Source organism: Exiguobacterium sp. s89, assembly GCF_018617735.1.
GTDB lineage: Bacteria > Bacillota > Bacilli > Exiguobacteriales > Exiguobacteriaceae > Exiguobacterium > Exiguobacterium marinum.
Genome location: NZ_JACSKS010000001.1, coordinates 288468 through 306070, shown reverse-complemented (window position 1 = coordinate 306070; position 17603 = coordinate 288468). Strand labels below are relative to the sequence as shown.

Annotated in this window: 15 protein-coding genes and 1 pseudogene; 3 read left to right on the top strand and 13 right to left on the bottom strand. The window is 46.4% G+C overall.

Going from position 1 to position 17603, the window contains the following annotated elements:
- Positions 1 to 28: 28 nt before the first annotated feature.
- From KNO96_RS01550 to KNO96_RS01540, 3 genes are read right to left on the bottom strand one after another with little or no spacing between them, the layout of a single operon-like run.
- Positions 29 to 802 (bottom strand): AAC(3) family N-acetyltransferase, encoded by a 774-nt coding sequence (locus KNO96_RS01550; RefSeq protein WP_214702834.1) that lies wholly within the window; start codon positions 800 to 802, stop codon positions 29 to 31.
- Positions 803 to 816: 14 nt separating this feature from the next.
- A complete protein-coding gene (locus tag KNO96_RS01545) occupies positions 817 to 3825 on the bottom strand; it encodes an AAA family ATPase (RefSeq protein WP_214701948.1) in 3009 nt (1002 codons plus the stop codon).
- On the bottom strand, positions 3822 to 4928 hold the full coding sequence (locus tag KNO96_RS01540) for an exonuclease SbcCD subunit D (protein ID WP_214701946.1): 1107 nt from the start codon (positions 4926 to 4928) through the stop codon (positions 3822 to 3824). The genes KNO96_RS01545 and KNO96_RS01540 overlap by 4 nt, the downstream gene beginning before the upstream one ends.
- Positions 4929 to 5037: 109 nt before the next feature.
- Here KNO96_RS01540 and KNO96_RS01535 point away from each other — a divergent pair, with 109 nt between their 5' ends.
- From KNO96_RS01535 to KNO96_RS01525, 3 genes and pseudogenes are all read left to right on the top strand, one after another.
- Positions 5038 to 6768 (top strand): ABC transporter ATP-binding protein, encoded by a 1731-nt coding sequence (locus tag KNO96_RS01535; protein ID WP_026825874.1) that lies wholly within the window; start codon positions 5038 to 5040, stop codon positions 6766 to 6768.
- Positions 6765 to 7637, top strand: coding sequence for an NAD(P)-dependent oxidoreductase (locus KNO96_RS01530; protein ID WP_214701945.1), 873 nt, complete (start codon positions 6765 to 6767; stop codon positions 7635 to 7637). Before KNO96_RS01535 ends, KNO96_RS01530 begins: the two co-directional genes overlap by 4 nt.
- Positions 7638 to 7682: 45 nt before the next feature.
- Positions 7683 to 7859: pseudogene (locus tag KNO96_RS01525) on the top strand (DUF2188 domain-containing protein); the annotation flags it as partial.
- Positions 7860 to 7929: 70 nt separating this feature from the next.
- On the opposite strand, the gene KNO96_RS01520 reads toward KNO96_RS01525, so the two are convergent.
- From KNO96_RS01520 to KNO96_RS01475, 10 genes are all read right to left on the bottom strand, one after another.
- Positions 7930 to 8574 carry a DUF975 family protein gene (locus KNO96_RS01520; protein ID WP_214701944.1) on the bottom strand — a complete coding sequence of 215 codons (645 nt, stop codon included), beginning with the start codon at positions 8572 to 8574 and terminating at the stop codon, positions 7930 to 7932.
- Between the two features lie 73 nt (positions 8575 to 8647).
- Positions 8648 to 9301, bottom strand: coding sequence for a copper homeostasis protein CutC (locus KNO96_RS01515; RefSeq protein ID WP_214701943.1), 654 nt, complete (start codon positions 9299 to 9301; stop codon positions 8648 to 8650).
- A 13-nt stretch (positions 9302 to 9314) separates the two neighbouring features.
- Positions 9315 to 10085: a DeoR/GlpR family DNA-binding transcription regulator gene (locus tag KNO96_RS01510; RefSeq protein ID WP_026825870.1), complete on the bottom strand. Its 771-nt coding sequence runs from the start codon at positions 10083 to 10085 to the stop codon at positions 9315 to 9317.
- A gap of 174 nt (positions 10086 to 10259) precedes the next feature.
- Positions 10260 to 10868, bottom strand: a complete 609-nt coding sequence (gene plsY / locus KNO96_RS01505; protein ID WP_214699930.1) for a glycerol-3-phosphate 1-O-acyltransferase PlsY — start codon at positions 10866 to 10868, stop codon at positions 10260 to 10262.
- Between the two features lie 23 nt (positions 10869 to 10891).
- Positions 10892 to 11764: a M15 family metallopeptidase gene (locus KNO96_RS01500; RefSeq protein WP_214701942.1), complete on the bottom strand. Its 873-nt coding sequence runs from the start codon at positions 11762 to 11764 to the stop codon at positions 10892 to 10894.
- 78 nt (positions 11765 to 11842) lie between these two features.
- Entirely contained in the window at positions 11843 to 12259 is a 417-nt protein-coding gene (locus tag KNO96_RS01495) for an acyl-CoA thioesterase (protein ID WP_026825868.1), read from the bottom strand.
- Between the two features lie 31 nt (positions 12260 to 12290).
- Positions 12291 to 14549, bottom strand: a complete 2259-nt coding sequence (locus KNO96_RS01490) for an AAA family ATPase (protein WP_214701941.1) — start codon at positions 14547 to 14549, stop codon at positions 12291 to 12293.
- Positions 14550 to 14605: 56 nt separating this feature from the next.
- Positions 14606 to 15283, bottom strand: coding sequence for a hypothetical protein (locus tag KNO96_RS01485; protein ID WP_214698815.1), 678 nt, complete (start codon positions 15281 to 15283; stop codon positions 14606 to 14608).
- Between the two features lie 102 nt (positions 15284 to 15385).
- A complete protein-coding gene (locus tag KNO96_RS01480) occupies positions 15386 to 16951 on the bottom strand; it encodes a BCCT family transporter (RefSeq protein WP_214701940.1) in 1566 nt (521 codons plus the stop codon).
- A 125-nt stretch (positions 16952 to 17076) separates the two neighbouring features.
- Positions 17077 to 17571 carry a DUF3939 domain-containing protein gene (locus KNO96_RS01475; protein WP_251125023.1) on the bottom strand — a complete coding sequence of 165 codons (495 nt, stop codon included), beginning with the start codon at positions 17569 to 17571 and terminating at the stop codon, positions 17077 to 17079.
- Positions 17572 to 17603: the final 32 nt, after the last annotated feature.

Here is a 17603-nt window from a genome sequence, read left to right as displayed (position 1 = left end):
TGTTTCTTCCCCTCGATTCTGCGTTCATTTATCTCAACCAACTTCGAAGCGCGACGAGAGCATGTTGCACCGGTTCCCATGTGTTAGATGGAATCAGATAGCATGTCGCTTCGTTGATCGTAAACGTTCGAACACCTTTTTGTTTGACAATATTTTCGCCTATCGCACCAAATGGATCACTGTTTACATCGATGTGGTCAAACGTAATCCATTCACGTTCATCGCGATCAAGGACGGCGCAACCAAACGATTTTGTCGGTCCATCGATTCCGTACTCGGCATAGTGCCAAAGTGTCGTCGCATCGAGCGGTGAGCCGAGATGAAGGACACGTGCATCTCGCTCAATCATTCGTTCGATTGGAGAGCCGGGACCAAAACCGACGTCGACCGTGTGACCAGAAACGATTTCTTCTGCATCTTTTCCCCATGCGGCGACTGACCACATCGGGTGGGAGCTGCGATAAACGTCCGGGTGTGTTCGGAAGAGCTCCGGAACACGTCCCATTCCACGAGTCGCTGTCTTCCCCTTTTCATATGGTGGCATTTCGGCACGAATCGTCTGCCACCATTCAACCGGGACGGGGGGAGCTTCCCATTCAGCCGGATCTGAATTGTCTCCGGTTTGGGTCGCCATCATAATCAGTCCAGCTGGCCCTACCACTTCTTGCAACGCCTCAATCACAGTCTGGGCACCACCACATACCCACCCGAGTTTAGAAAGCGACGTGTGGACAAACAAAGCCTCTCCCGGCTTAATACCGGCTATTTTTAGACTATCTATGATACTTGATTTCGTGACCATCTGTTTCACAACTTTCACTCCACAATCAGCTGGATCGATGACCCGCTTCTAGATTTTTTCACTTCGATTCGGGCATCGACGCGATCTTTCAATTCTTGCACGTGACTGATGACCCCGACGAGGCGACCCGTCGCCTGCAGAGACATTAATAATTCAATCGCCTGGTCAAGGGATTCGGCATCAAGTGTCCCAAATCCTTCATCGATGAGCATCGTTTCGAGACTGACACCCCCACTCAAATGTTGCACTACTTCCGCAAGTCCGAGGGCGAGAGAGAGCGACGCCTTGAACCCTTCCCCTCCCGAAAGGTTTTGGACGCGTCTTGATTGACCGGTGTACGCATCAAAAACGAGTAACTCGAGTCCGGATTTGGCATTTCCTTTCGCAGTCTCTACCTTACGTTCAAGTCGGAACTGCCCGCTTGTCATTTGATCCAAGTGAATGTTTGCAGCATATAGAATCTGATCAAAGAAAGCTGTTTGTACATATGTCTCAAACGTCATTTTCTGCGGATTAATTCCTTTTCCGGTATCCGCAATTAACTTGATTGTTTCTAACTTCTTCTCTTCAAGCGCCGTATCCTCAAGAAGGGCATTCCATTCTGAAACGATTTGACGATGTCGAGACAAGGTGTCCTGAGCGGTGATCAAATGTTCCGATGCTTGCTCATACAATTCAGCGGCTTCCTTCACTTTTGTTTCAATCCATTGTAAGTCTGGCCGCTCCACACTTCCGAGTTTCTCTTCAATCATTTGTTTATAGTGTCGAAGTCGAACTCCTTCTTCCTCTTCACGTTGTAGCTCTTCACGAATTATCGTTCGTTGATCGATTTGATTGGCGAGCTCTTCGTAGCGTTCACGAGTCAGATGTGTCGCATCTAATTGTTTGAACCAAAGCGCTTGTTGCACACCATACTGTTTATTCGCCTCGTTCAGTTGTTCACGCGTCACAGAAAGTCGTTCTTCCTCTTTCCACATTGCTTTTTTCCCAGTTTCGAACTCATGCTCATACGTTTCTACTTTTTTCATGAGTCCCGTTAAACGATTTTGTCGATCAATGCGTTCTGATTGTAACGCTTCAAGCGTTGTTTCTTCTGCTTGACCTAAAGCGTGAAGCTTTTGTTGGGTCATTTCAAGTTCGGAGAGGACACGTTGACGCTCCTCAAATTGATTACGCCGCTCTTGCTCAAGCTGTCTGATTTCGACTGTTAATTGACGTAACGTCCGTTCATGCTCTTGACGCATTCGTTCATCACGTTGCAACGTCTCAGCATGAACACTCCATTTCTTGACTTCTTCCGTTAACGATTTATCCAATCTTACGCCTTTAGACACTTCGTCAAATTCTCTTTGAACTGTTTCGAGTTGTTGATGGAGCGAACGATAGTCCGCTCTCGCCTCAATCAAACGTGTAGACAGTTCTTCGAGACGCGTTAAAGCTTCATTCTGCTCAGCAACGTTTACAGATGTCTCCTCGTGCTGTGGGGTTTCATGATGACGGGAACCACATACCGGGCACGGTTCTCCGTCTACGAGCGATTCGCTAAGTTGTCTTGCTAACATCAGTCGTTCCTGATGTTTATAAGTGGACACCACGTCCTGCTGGGTCGCATGCTGTCGCTGAATGTCTTTACCCGTTCGTTCACACTCGGCGAGTTGCTTCGATAACCCTTCCACCTTCGTTTCAAGTGATACCAATTGCATCAATCGGTCCACATGCCGTTCAACATCAACCGCGCGTTCGGTAGGCTCGGTCTTCAGTCCCTCAACTAATTGTTGTTCTTGCTCTTGAAGCTCTTGCAGTCGAGCTTCTTTTGAAAAGTCAGCCAAACCATGCGCCCGTTGCGCCAATCGATCTCGAAGCGTCATATGAGACGTACGTTCTTTGATTCGGGGCATCATCTCATCAATTACCCGAAGTCGCTCTTGATGGGTGATGACTTCTTGTTTGTCCGCTTCAATAGCTGATTGCTGTTCGATTAAAGTCGATTGAGTGGCTTTCAACTTTTCAAGTTTCGTCGAGGAATTTTGCTCTTCCATGGTCAGCCGGTGAACTTGCTGCTCCATTTCCAATAAACGTTCAAAGACTGGCCGAATGCTCGCTGCAGCTTCTAAGTTCTGTAGCAGTTCCCGTCGCTCGTTTCGAAGCGATTCTCCACTTAAAAAAGCTTCAAGTGCCTGCTTTGTCTGTTCTTGCTCCACGAACAGATTGATGAGTGTTTTTGCCTCTTCGAACTCGTTCCGAACTTGATTGAGCGTTTTTGCATGAATCTGTTTTGTGCTACTAGCAGCATCACATGTTTCAATCAATCTTTCTTCCCGTTCGTTTTGCCATCGCTCAATCTCATCAATCGATTTCGTCGAAACTTCTTCAATCGAATCGTCTTCGAGTTCCAATAACTTTAGTCGTGTCCGTTCGACCGACCATTCGACTTGTTTTCGGTAAACGCTATATCGCTCTGCCCATTTCTCTTGAAAGGCACGAAACGCCTCTGTTTTGAAGATCGATTGTAAAATTTGTTGCTTCTCGTTTGAGTTCGAATCAAGTAATTGTCTAAATTGATTTTGAGGAAGCAATAAGATTTGACTGAATTGTTCATACGATAGTTGTAAAATCGATTCGATTTGTTCTTGAACTTCATTTACTTTTGTCGCCAACGGTTTCCATCCATTTTCCCACTCGTACAGCACCGCTTCATGTGGGATTGGTGTCTTGTTTTTCGGATGGGGTTGCTGAGGTTGTCGTACGATTCGATAGCGGTCACCACGAATCGTGAATGAAAAGTCCACCTCTGTCCTCATTTCAGGTTGTGCATATTGGCTTCTAAAGTCACTCGCGTTTCGAAGTGCTCCGCTCGCCCGACCATAGAGCGCAAATGTCATCGCATCAAAAATTGTTGTCTTCCCAGCACCCGTCCGACCGCTCACTACAAACATCGAGCGACCAACTAACTGTGTAAAGTCAATTTCTTCGCGTTCCGCATACGGACCGAATGCTTGAATCTTCAACTCAACCGGTCTCATGTGACATCACCTTCTTCAATCATTTGTTTCACGGCATCGGAAGCACCCTGGTCATGTACAGCTTCAAAGAACTGCAAATAGACTTCTTCAACCGATTGCCGTTCAAGTGCTTCTCGTTTAAACGTGGACGTCTGTTCCTGACGTCGTAACAGCTCCAATTCGAGATGTAAAATATTTGGATATACAGTGCGCAGTTTTGCCATTGGGTCAAATAGCGCTTTATCGTCAGTTAAAACAATTTTAAGGTAGTCATCCGTTTGTTGCTTTTGATAAAAAGATGGCGAAAGGAGTTCATTCAGTGTTCCAGTGAGTTGTCGCATATCTCGCTCTGGTGTCAACGTCCGGCGTCGCCGCTTCCATTGCCCGTCCCATTCCAAGACATCGACTGATTTTTCATGGTTGACCTCAGAGAATGAATATTTCATTAAGGAACCACTGTAAGCGATTCCTTCCGCCTGAATCGCATCACGATTATGTAGATGACCTAGAGCTGTATATGAAAAAGGTTCATACAAGCTTTTCGCGACTTGACCGGCGGTACCGACCGATAATTGTCGTTCCGAATCCGTCTCAAGTCCACCTGCCACAAAGCTGTGCCCGACCGACACCGCCCTTTTGTCGATTACTCCGTACGCTTCAATGACTGCCTGTAATGCGTCATGATGCGTACGAATCGTATCGATGCCAAGAATGTGACGCACTCGAGCCGGTTCGAGGAACGGGATTGGATAAAACGGAACCCCGGCGACTTCAAGAGGACCTTCATCTGGATTTAGTTTACCGACGATATGAAGTCCCACCTGTCTCAACAGCTTAGAACTATACTCAAGACGTTCTGCCGAATCGTGGTTTCCCGCGATAGCGACAACCGGAATTTCCCGCTTCAATACGAGCTCCCGCCACATTTTATCAAGTAGATCGACAGCTTCGACCGGTGGGACGGCACGGTCATATAAATCACCTGCGATGATGATTGCATTCGGTTGTTCCTCGTCAACGATGTTCAAAAACGAATGGAATAATATATTCCGTTGATCTTGTGTCATATGACGGCCGTGGACAATCTTTCCTAGATGCCAATCGGCCGTGTGAATCCATTTCATCACCTATCACCTCTTCTTCTTATTCTAGCATGACTCAATCGTTCGATTCGACGTCTTGACACCCGTTTTTGAAACAGCGAAAGTAAGAGGAGAGGAGGATGTTCCAAAAATGAAATCATCTACATGGCAAACTTTTTTTCAACTCTTTAAAATTGCGAATCCTCCGAAAGGATTGTTTGTCGGCGCCATTCTTATTTCGCTCCTTCAAGCAGCTGCATCACTGGCCATTCCGCTTATTCTGCAACGTGTGGTCGACCGTTGGAGTAGCGACCTGTTGACGCCCGAGTGGATTGCGTACTTCATCATCGCTTTTCTCATTCAAGTCATCACGAGCGCTGTTTCGATTTACTGGCTACATATTGTCGGTCAACGTGTTGTCGCCAATTTGCGGACGACATTGTGGACCCATCTTGTTAAATTGCCCGTTCCTTTCTACGATGGAATCAAGTCTGGTGAACTCGTTTCCCGATTAAACAATGATACGACAACGCTTCAGCAGCTATTATCCGAGCAAAGCGTGCGCCTATTGACCTCTCTCGTCTCGGTCGTCGGTGCTGTCGCCATACTGTTCACACTTGATTGGCAAATGACACTCGTCATCTTGTTCTCAGTGCCAACTACACTAATCATCGTCATTCCGCTCGGTCGTAAACTTCGAATCATTGCGAAAGAGACACAACAAGAACTTGGAAATCTTTCCGGATTCTTTGCCGAATTGCTCGGTGAAATCCGACTCGTGAAATCACAGGCAACGGAACAGACGGAAGTGCAAACTGGTAGAGCCAAAATCGAGACACTGTTCGACTATGGAGTAAAGGAAGGGCGCATTCAAGCGATTCTTATCCCGCTCCTTAATGTCACATTGACCGGAATGTTGATTACCATTCTTGGTTTCGGCGCTTATCGTGTATCGACCGGAGCATTATCGACAGGCGAACTGCTCGCGTTTATGTTGTACTTGTTCCAAATCATCACGCCACTTATCACAATGAGTGAATTTCTGACGAGACTCCAAAAGGCGCGTGGTGCTACTGAACGAATCGCTGAATTGCTTGATGTCAGTCCTGAACCGTATAGCGCGCGTGAAGAACTGATCGAGCAAGCCGAACTTTCATTTGAAAATGTAGCATTCCACTATGGTACGGAACCGGTGATTCAAGGATTGACCCTTCACGTTTCGCCTGGAGCGACGACCGCCATCGTGGGACGCAGCGGTGCCGGAAAAACGACTCTCTTTTCCCTCGTTGAACAATTCTATTTACCTACAGGAGGTACGATACGATATGGAAAACGCGAGATTCAGTCATACGGACGTGATATGTGGCGTCAAATCATTGGTTATGTCGCACAAGACTCTCCTGTCCTTTCCGGTTCCGTAAGAACAAACATTATTTATGGACTTAAACAGGATGTAAGCGATGAAGAAATCAGAGAGGCGTGCGAGATGGCGAATGCGTGGTCATTTATTGAGGCGATGCCTAAACAGCTCGATACAGAAATTGGAGAGCGAGGTATTCGATTGTCTGGTGGGCAACGACAACGTCTCGCGATTGCGCGGGCGTTGTTACGTAATCCGCAAATTCTATTGCTCGATGAAGCAACATCAAGTCTTGATTCAGAATCTGAGCGTGTCGTTCAAGAAGCCCTCGACCGTCTCATGGTCGGACGAACTACACTTGTAATTGCCCATCGTCTATCAACAGTCAGACACGCTGACCAAATCGTCGTCTTAGAAGACGGTCGTATTAGCGGAATCGGGCAACATGAACAACTCTTAAATGAGAACGAACTTTATAAGCGACTCGTTTCACAACAATTACTAGGGGGACAATCAACGTGAAGACAATTGGTTTTATCGGACTAGGGGTCATGGGACAATCGATGGTACGAAATTTGATGAAACATGGATTTGACGTGCAGGCCTTTACACGTACGAAAGAAAGAGCGGTAGATCTCCTCGACGAGGGTGTGACATGGTGCGAATCGATACAAGACGTCTGCGAAGGCGCCGATGCCGTCATCACAATCGTCGGTTATCCGTCAGATGTCGAGTCCATCTATTTTGGAGATGGGAATATTCTCGACTCAGCCGAACCGGGTACAATATTGATTGACATGACAACTTCGTCGCCAAAGCTCGCTGAACGAATCGCAGAAACTGCCATCGACCGGGGTCTTCTCCCTCTCGATGCGCCGGTCACAGGCGGGGACGTCGGGGCCAAAAATGGAACACTTTCCATTCTAGTCGGCGGTGGTGAGTTTGCCTTCAACAAAGCAAAGCCATTATTTGAAGCGATGGGGCAAGCAATCGAACGGATGGGATATGCCGGAAGCGGTCAATACGCTAAACTCGCCAACCAAATTGCCATCGCTGGAATCATGATGGGGAACGCAGAAATGCTGGCGTTCAGTAAGCAGGCAGGTCTTGACCCAGAAGCACTCATCCGTACGATCCGTGGAGGAGCAGCCGGAAGCTGGACGCTCGAGAATCTTGTTCCCCGCATGATTGTTGAAGATTACGCTCCTGGTTTCTTTATTAAACACTTTATCAAAGATATGACCCTCGCCATCGAGAGTGCAAATGATCTTCACTTGAAATTGCCGGGACTCGAGCTTGCCCACCGACTCTATAATATCCTCGAGGAGAATGGTTACGGAGAGAACGGTACCCAAGCGCTCATCGATTACTACATCCATCAAGAAGTTTGAAACCAAGCATTTGTGGAATTAGTAGGAGTGAAGGAGGCGATTTTCGTGCCATGGAACATGAAAGATTATCCAGAATCACTGAAAAACTTCGACCCACTCGTAAAAAAGAAAGCCATTGATATCGCGAATGCATTGCTCGCGCAAGGCTATTCCGAAACTAAAGCAATACCAATTGCCACTGAACAAGCGAAGAAGTGGCATGCGGATGCTTCGGAAGAGGAAAAACATGATTTTGAAGATGCCCCCAATCCTAAAAAGACAGATCAGCATTGAACGTAAACAACCGGTCGGATTACCCGACCGGTTGTTTTGCTTGATAGGATGCTTTCATCTCTAAATAAAGGCCAGAAATAGCCGTCTGTAGATACGGAGTGACGAAGATATATGCTAGTCCTCCTGTGAGAAGAACGAGCGCATACCACCCGATGAAGCTTGCGAACAACTTCAGCATCGTCCGTTTATGTCCTTTCATGATCTGACGACTCTTTCGCATCGCCTGAAATGCAGATAGCTTCGGTTCGTCCCGTAGGATGAATGGGACGATACGATACGTCAAATAAAACCAGACTCCCGGCACGATGAGGAACAACATCAGCACATTGAGTCCCAGATAGAATACGGCATAGTACGACACGGCTCGCCCGTACTCTTTGACCGAACCGAACGATTCAATCAATAGACCAAAACTTGGCTTTTCATCTTTGGCTACCTGAAGAAAGACCCAGTTCTTTCCGAGCTCTATCGGCGCAAGCAAGACCGTCGCCCCGTACAGGAGTGCAACCGAGCTCATGAGGACTTCGGGATTGTTCGTCGAGAGGTCGAGACGTGTCGTAATCATCGCCTGAATGACCATGACGGTCAACACAACGAGTAAAGACACACCCCATTTCCCAGAGAGCATTCGAAGAGCGTATTGTTTGTAAACAGAAGATTGCATGACTTCACCTACACTTATCATTTTCTTTCATTATAGCAAAAAAACAGTCTTTCGACTGTTTTCTGCCATCGTGTTACCCTCGTAGTTGTTTGAATTTCGATTCATCGAACTGTCCATCTGTTCGCACGCCGTTCCCGATATGTACCATATCTACAACGAGTCGTTCTTTTAGAGAAGGCATTGTCTTCAACGTAATGCCGGAACCAGGCAATATCGTCATTCCTGCCTGTTCTTTAAGCCGATTCAACACTTCAATTCCTTCAATCGCAGTATTTGCACCACCGGATGTCAACAAAATGTCCACTTCGGGATATTCATTCAGTACCTCGATTGATTCAAACACATCTCGAGATGCATCGAAAGCACGATGGAAGGTGAGCGTCATCTCCCCTTTATGTTTGATAACCTCACCTAAGATTCGCTCATCAATCGCTCCGTCCTTTGTCAATGCACCGAACACAATCCCATCCACTCCGAGTTCGCGGCATAGACCGATATCTGCAAGCATCGTTTCAACATCGTCTTCGTTATAATGAAACGAACGTGTATGAGGTCGAATCATGACATGTACGGGAATCGATACGTGTTCGACAACATTTCGAATCGTTCCAAAGCTAGGGGTGATCCCCCCATTTCCCATATCAGCAATGAGTTCGAGTCGGTCTGCCCCAAGATGCTCTGCCTGAATGGCTTCTGATAGTGTCGTGACAATCACTTCTATTTTCATGTAATCTCTCCTTTTAAGGCGCGAACTTCCAGTCCACACCATGTTCGGCTAAGACGCCTTTAAATTCTTGTGGCTCCGGAAAATCAGAGATGATGGCCGTCACCTTTGAAAAATCACAAACCCGATACCGTTTTTGTTGGTTTAATTGAGTATGATCTGTCAATAAGTACGTCTCGCGACTCTGAGACATCACTGCTTGGGTGATACTAGTGAGTCCGAAGGCATCACAAGTCAAACCGAGCGATGCATCAACCCCTTCGACAGACATAACCGCAAGGTCAAACCTATACGTTTGGAGTTGTGCGAGAACTTGTTCACCGGTCGTCACGAGATGTTTCGGGTCGATTGTACCACCTAATAACTGAATCTCGCCACCGAGCACACCTTTTGCTCGCTGTTCAAATAGCGCTTTCGCCACCGTCAAAGATGGGGTAACGACTGTCACATTGCGTCCACGCAACCGGGATGCCACTTGTTCGGCCGCGACTCCGTGCCCGATATATAATAATGTATCATCTGGAATTAACTGAAATGCTGTATAGGCGATGCGGCGAATTCCATCCATGTTTGCAATGACAATGGGCTGAAAGGACATACTTTGATGAAGGACCGCGCCCCCATATACGCGTTTAATCCGATGCTCTTTCTCTAGCTCTTCTAAATAACGTCGAATCGATTCCCCAGAAACGTTCAAACGTTCAATCAACTCACTCGTTTTCACTTTGCCTTCCCGTTCAACCCATTCGACAATTTTTTGTTTACGCTCTTCACCGATTAAAGACACATCCCTGCCTCCTCCACTAAAATCATTCCTTTTCTAGTGTAACGAACGGATGTAAATTTAACGTAAAGTGAAAGTAAAGAACGAGCAAATCCAACATGATTTTGTTTCTTTTTTATGTAAATCAACAACAATACACAATAAAAGGCACGTCCTCAATAGACGCGCCTGTATGAATCAAGACTTAGGCTTTTTTTGAAAGAGTGGAACTTTCGGTTCTTTCCCCGCTCGTATACGTTGCCAATTGGTACGATGTTTGATGATGATAAATAATGCCAGTGGCACGATAACGATTAACGGTAACCAATCTTTCGTCAATAAGCTATACGTCGTTGCCGTCACGAGTCCGACCGCCGCCGCAGCCATGGAAGAGAGGGACACCATTCGAGAGATGAGAAGTGTCACAATAAACGTACCGACAACGACAAAGAAGAACCACGGGAATGCCGCTAGGAGAACTCCACCACTCGTTGCGACTGATTTACCACCTTTGAATTTCGCAAAAATCGGATAAGAGTGCCCAATGACCGCAGGAATCCCCGCTAGGAGCAAACTCATCTCACTACCAAATAAAAGTGGTAACAGCGCCGCTGCGAACCCTTTCCCCATGTCTCCGAGCAAAACAAGGATACCGGCTTTCTTTCCAAGGACTCGAAACGTATTTGTCGTCCCTAAGTTGCCACTTCCGTGTTCACGTACATCTACTCGGTAGCCAATCTTGCCGATGATGAGTGCGAACGGGATCGCCCCGAGTAAATAGCTTAAAAGTATAATCATGATTTCTATCATATATGGCATCGCAATTCCCCTTACTTCATAAATTCCTGAATATAACGATCGTATGGTTTATTTAAAGTATGCACTTGTTTGGCATGTTCCATACCGATAAAGCGTAAGTGCCACGGCTCGTACATATACCCTGTTTCTTCCTCAAACGCTCGTTGATAGCGGATGATAAAGCCATATTCATGGGCGTGGTCCGCTAACCATTTCCCTTCAACCGTTTCGCCAAGGTTTTGAGTGAGTTGATAGTTCACAGATGCACTCGATACATCGATTGCAAGGCCAGTCTGATGCTCAGAATGACCTGGAGGAGCGGAATACTTCATGGCTTGTTCTTTTCCATCGCGTTCGACGTAAGCATTGAATAGATTCACTTGATAGGCGTAAGAACGAAATGCGCTTGTCCCCTTTAAGTCAATCCCTTCCGTTTTCGCATCTTTCATCAAACGTTCAATCGCCACTGCTGCCTCTTTACGCAACATCCGGCGCTCACCGACCGTCGAATCAACAAAATCAATATTCGCTTCAACTAAATCGGCGGGCTGATAATTTGCCGGTAGTGCAATCTGTTTATTCACAAGAATTAATTCATCTAATTCCAAGTTTGCCACACCATCTATCTCAATCGGTTGGGCAGGTATCGTTGGTTCCATCTCTGTAGATGGATCCGGTTCAGTTGGCTGTCCGTCGACTTCTGGTTTATCATCTGTCGACTCTTCGTCAGTTGGTGACTCCGTATCCACATCGTCTTCACGATCTGAGTTTGGTGATGTCTGTGATTCATCTATTGTTGGTGACTGTGTCGTTGGTTCTTTCGGTTCAACTTGCTCGTTTGTCGTACAACCGACCAATGTAAACGTCAAGGCGCCGCAAACCATCAGGAATGATGGATAACGCATGCGATCTTCCCCTTTCTAAATATCAAAAAGTACCGTCAAGATATGATACCACACTGACGGTACGAAGACAGAAGATTCTTAGACAGGATTCATGACGCTCATGTACATCTCATGCCATTTTGGAAATTCACGATCGAGGCGAATCGGTTTAAAATCACCTCGTTTGACGACCACATGTGTAGTCGTTGCCTTACCGACAAGTTCGCCTTGTTGGTTCGTCAACTCATACCCATAAATCGTTCTGACTTTCGAATACTGATCAACCCATACGCGGACATGGACCGTATCACCGAATGTCACACTCCGTTTATAATCGACAGTAACGTTCGTCACGGGTGAAACAAATCCCGCCTCTTCCATATCTTTGTATTCGACCCCAAGTTGTCGTAACAATTCAGTACGCGCAATCTCTAAATAAACCAAATAGTTGGCATGATAGACGATTCCCATCATGTCCGTTTCTTGATATCTAACTGGAATTTGAATCGTATGCATTGAATCATCCTTCTTTCCTACCGCCAGTATATTATAACTTACTCTTAATATCTACTACTAATAACTGTTGAAGAGACGCTTCTTCCTCTTCATTCGAAACGATACGATACGATTGACGCGCAATCGACTCATCAATGACGGAAAGAGCAGTTCGTGCATTCGCGTGCTTAATTTCTCCCAATCGAGTCGCCAATGCTTCAACCGCTTCATCGTCTATCACGTATCCGAACTGATTCGCATAATTTATAGCAATCTCCACCAATTGACTTTGTGAATAGTCAGCGAAATGGATCGTGCGTTTCATCCGACTGCTCAGCCCTGGATTCGATTCGATCAACCTGCGCATCGGCCCTTCATATCCCGCAAGGACGACGACAAGGTTCTCACCATGTTTAGGCATCTCGTCAACAAGCGTATCAATCGCCTCCCGACCGTAGTCATTCACTCCTCCATTCAAGCTATACGCTTCGTCAATGAGTAATACGCCACCAAGTGCGTCACGGATTGCTTCTTTTGTTTTTTGAGCTGTCTGTCCTACATAGCCACTGACCAAGTCGGCTCGACTGACGACATTAACATGTCCCCGCTTCAAGTATCCTGTGCGTTTCAACATCTGTGCATACAAGTAAGCAAAGGTCGTCTTCCCAGTTCCACTGTTTCCTGTAAGCGTCATATGGAGTTGGACGGGTGCAGCTTTCAAACCGAGCGCCTTTCGTTTCTTCTGAACCTTTACGAGCGCTTCAATCTCTGCCAACTGCGTTTTCGCTTCCTCCATACCGACAAGGTCATCTAAAGAAGTCGGAGACGATTCATCCATCGGCTGTTCGAAGTCTTCTTCCGTCAATAGGGCCATTTCGTCTAGAGGGGCATCTGCGCCAAATCGTGAGCCTTTTTTAAACATCGCATCAAGTAAAATGTTATGAACGGTTCTGGCGTTCCCGAATGTCAAATCGACTCGTTCCCGGTCAATTCGAGAGAGTAGCGCACGTTTTGCATCTTCGGTCAATACGTAATTGTTCTCTTGCGCCACTTTTTCTCCGATGGCGACCAGTTCTTCGTCACGATAGTTCGGTAACTCATAATGATTCGATTCAGGGAATCTTGAACGCAAGCCCGGGTTCGCGAGTAAGAAATGGCGCATCTCCTCTGGATAACCGGCAAGGATGACGACAAACTTCCCGGCATATTCACCACTCGTCATTGCTGCGACAAGTGTATCGATGGCTGCTTGTCCATAATCGCTTCCACTCGCATCTTGACGCTTTAACGCATACGCTTCATCAATGAACAAGACGCCACCTTCTGCCTCCTTCACCTTATTCATCACTTGTTCCTCTGTTTGGCCGACATATGCCCCGACAAGGCTCGAGCGATCCGCCTCAACGAGATCTGGACGACCGAGCAAACCGAGCTCGAAATAGATTTCTGCCATAAGCCTTGCAAGTGTCGTCTTGCCGGTTCCCGGGTTTCCTGTGAAAACGAGGTGGAGGGAAGGCTGATGCTTCGAAGAGAAGCCTGCTTTCTCTCGTTCTTTTTGGAAGAGAAGAAAGCGATACCACGCCTTCACCCGCTCTTTAATGTTCTCGAGTCCAATCATCTCCTCGAGTGATTCAATTGCACTCGACCGAGTTTCGCTCTGACGTTCCGGTAACAGATTGCAGATTGTGTCCAGTCGCTCCTTAACGAATCCCACACGTTCCCCGAACCGACGAAACGCTTCCCGACTGAAATAGTTCCCTTGCATCGATGCAAGCAAGGACGCCGTATCATCTTCGAGAGATGCGACTTCTTGCATTGCCTCGATAATCGCCTCAAACAATTTCTCGAGCTGACCTCGCCATTCGGAATCACGCAAATCCGATTTTGCAGTCTCTACTTCATCATGGAGTTGGTCGAGTTGGTCGAGTAGTACTGATGTTTTAGACTCGTACTCCGTCAAAATTTGTACCTTCATCGATGCATAATCTGCTTCCCGTAGTGTCGGCCAATCGATTTGAAGTGCCTGCTTCGAACGGCGCAACAGCTCATTCAATTGAAATAAACGCAACTCATTGGGTAACGCATTCATCGACTCCAACTCTTTTACCCAACGGTTTAGTAACGGGTCCATCGACTCCCTTTGTTCGAGCCGATTCGTTGCGAGTAAGGTCAACGAACGAATCAATTCTTCTTGATGCTGAGTCGCTCGAGACCAATGTGCATAGGATAACAATGCTGCTTCATTGATTTTTTCGCCCGCTTCCCAGTTCGCCAAATCCGTTTGAACTTGTTCTACTTGAATTTGTTTCATCCTGTTCTCCCTTTCAGACGACAAGGGAGCCGACATCATGTCTGCTCCCCATCGGATTATCTTGATTCAAAAGATGTCATCCGAATCGAATGGAATAACTTCCCGTTATTCCGCGATTCTGCCGCGAGCAAAATTCGTTCGTTCGCATCGACATAATATGTGACTGTTTCTTTATTTTCTTCCTCACTGAAAATCGATGGATAATTTTCAATCCATTCTTTCGGAACCGCTTCAGCTGTTTCGGACTTTACGTAAGCTTGCGCAGTACGTCCAACTAAATTCGTCTCTCCTTCACTTGAACCAAGAGTACCATCATCAAGCCATTTACGAATCTGTTCGTTCGTGGCACGTGACAAGAACGGGTGTGGCGCAACTGCTCCTGAATTCGTTTCTTGGCGTAGAACCTCTTCCCCATCCGGGTTAAACTCCAAGTACGTCTCTCCGTCCCATTCTGCTTTTGCACCGACATTCGGACCTGTAACGACTTCCGAGACAAAATGTCCGTCATCGTCATATGTGACAAGATATTCCCGTTCTTCGAGTTTTTCTCCTTCTTTCGGAAGTTTACGCTCTTGGTATCCGATCACGACATTTGAGTAAAAAGGTTCGACCTGTTCTTTCTCTTCACCATTTAAATTAAAGAGAACGTAAAAATTATAAGCGAGTAACGCCCCGACAATGAGGATGCCGGCCAATATCACCCAGCTCAACCGTTTTTTCATCTGTTGTTTCATAGCCTATCCTCCTCGTTTCTTCACTTACTATCCTACACTAGCGAAGAAGACAAGCAAAATATTTTTAACTAAAAAAGGGCCTCCATAGAGACCCTAACTGGTTTAACCTAACTTATCTTCATCTTTCTTTTGCATTTCGAGCCATTTGTCTCGCTCATCTGGTTCATCGGCCAAATCTTTGAACAAGGCGACGATCATAAAGATGAGTACGAAAACGAATGGGAATGCCGCAAGAATCGCTACAGCTTGTAAGGCGGCAAGGCCTCCTGAATAAAGCAGTACGGCCGCGATTGAAGATTGAATGATCCCCCACGTCATTTTAATACGCATTGGAGGAACGAGCTTACCATTCGATGTGAGCATTCCTAATACATAAGTTGCAGAGTCCGCAGATGTGATAAAGAATGTCGAAATCAAGAAGACAGCGACAATACTCAGTACCGTTCCAAATCCACCGAACGTGTCAAACAGTGCGAAAAGTCCGATTTCTGTACCGATTTCGTTTACTTGACCAATCAAGTTGTATCCACCGAACAAGTCAGCCCAAATCGCTGAACCACCAAAGACAGAGAACCAGATGAGCCCAAACGATGTCGGGACAAGTAAGATTCCGATGATGAATTCACGAATCGTACGTCCTTTCGAAACGCGCGCAATGAATGTTCCGACGAATGGTGACCAAGAGATCCACCATGCCCAATAGAAGATTGTCCAACCGTTGATCCATTCTCGTTCAATCGGCTCAAACGCGGCGGTACGGAAACTCATACCCGGTAGTTGTTGCAAATAAGTACCGACAGTTTGCGTAAACAAGTCGAAAATGAACGCCGTCGGTCCAGCAAACATCGTTGCAACGAGTAAGACGATGGCGAGGAAGATGTTTGTGTTACTTAAAATCCGAATTCCTTTGTCGAGACCTGTTGAGGCGCTGATCATATAAAGAACCGTTACGACGGCGATGATGATCAACTGTGTCACGAAGGCGTTCGGTACCCCAGGGATGAGGTAATGAAGGCCCCCGGCAATCTGTTGAGCACCAAAACCAAGTGATGTCGCTACCCCGAACGCCGTCGCAATGACTGCAAGGATATCGACTGTCTGTTTCACAGGTTTTTCATAACGATTGTGGACGAGCGAACCGATCGTTTCCCCAATCGTCGCCGGACGTCCTTTTCTAAACGTCGAGTAGGCGATGGCGAGTGCAATCATCGCATAAATCGCCCATGGGTGGAATCCCCAGTGGAAAAAGGCATAACGCATTGCTATCCTTGCGTCTCCTTCAGGCGTCAATGATGAGAATGGTGGTGAGTGGAAATGAAGTAACGGCTCTGCTGCTCCCCAGAAGATGAGGCCAATCCCCATTCCGGCACTAAACAGCATCGCGAACCACGACAAATAACTAAACTCTGGACGGTCCGAGTCTTTCCCAAGACGAATCGAGCCATACCGTGAAAAGATTAAAAAGATAGCAACGAGCAGGAATCCTGTCGCACTCAAAAGATAGAACCAACCCATCCCGTTTGAGAGCCAGCCTTGAAGTGTGCTCGTTATATTGAGTAGACTCGCATTTCCAATGACACTCTCGGGGAAGAGTCCCCAGATTGTGAATAAGCCTGTTATGATTGCAGATACGACGAACACGGTCGTCACACGGCTTTTCCGTTCCATAAAAATCACTCCTATTTAATTTTCTATTTTCATATACGTTTTCCACCCTAACATACTTTTTAAACAAGTAACAACCCCATCTGTCATTAAATGTGTCATTTACCGCAAAACATATAGGTGTCTTGTCAAGAGGTAGACTCTTTAGGTTCTAGTGAGACAATCAATGTTTCGTCCACCACGTAGTACGGTCGTTTTGGTAACGTTTTTAAATAACCACCTTCTCTTAATCGCGATAAATCTAGTTGTAATGAATCTTGAAATTTTCGTAGCGGTAATTTTTTTTCTTGATCCATATACAGATCGAGGGCACGTTGCACCTGATCCATCTCGTATATGACGTCTCGTTCTTCTTCAGGCACGATATGAAATGTTTCTTTTGACATATAAAAGCGTTGTTTCGGAATTCCGGATAAATGATGTTTCAATCGCTTCGTGTCGATTTCTTGCGTGTCATCCAACAGGACGGTGCGATTTACCCCTTTTGGCAACGCTTGTTCATATTCGTGAATCGCTTGCCGTAATTCAGAGAGCGTGATATCAATCTCGTGATCAGGCTCCACTTCTTTTTGTTGCATCAGCCGCTTCCACCAACTTTTTCCAACTTTTTCATCTCGATCCATGTGCATACCCCTCCCTCTCTTCCTGTTCCCGA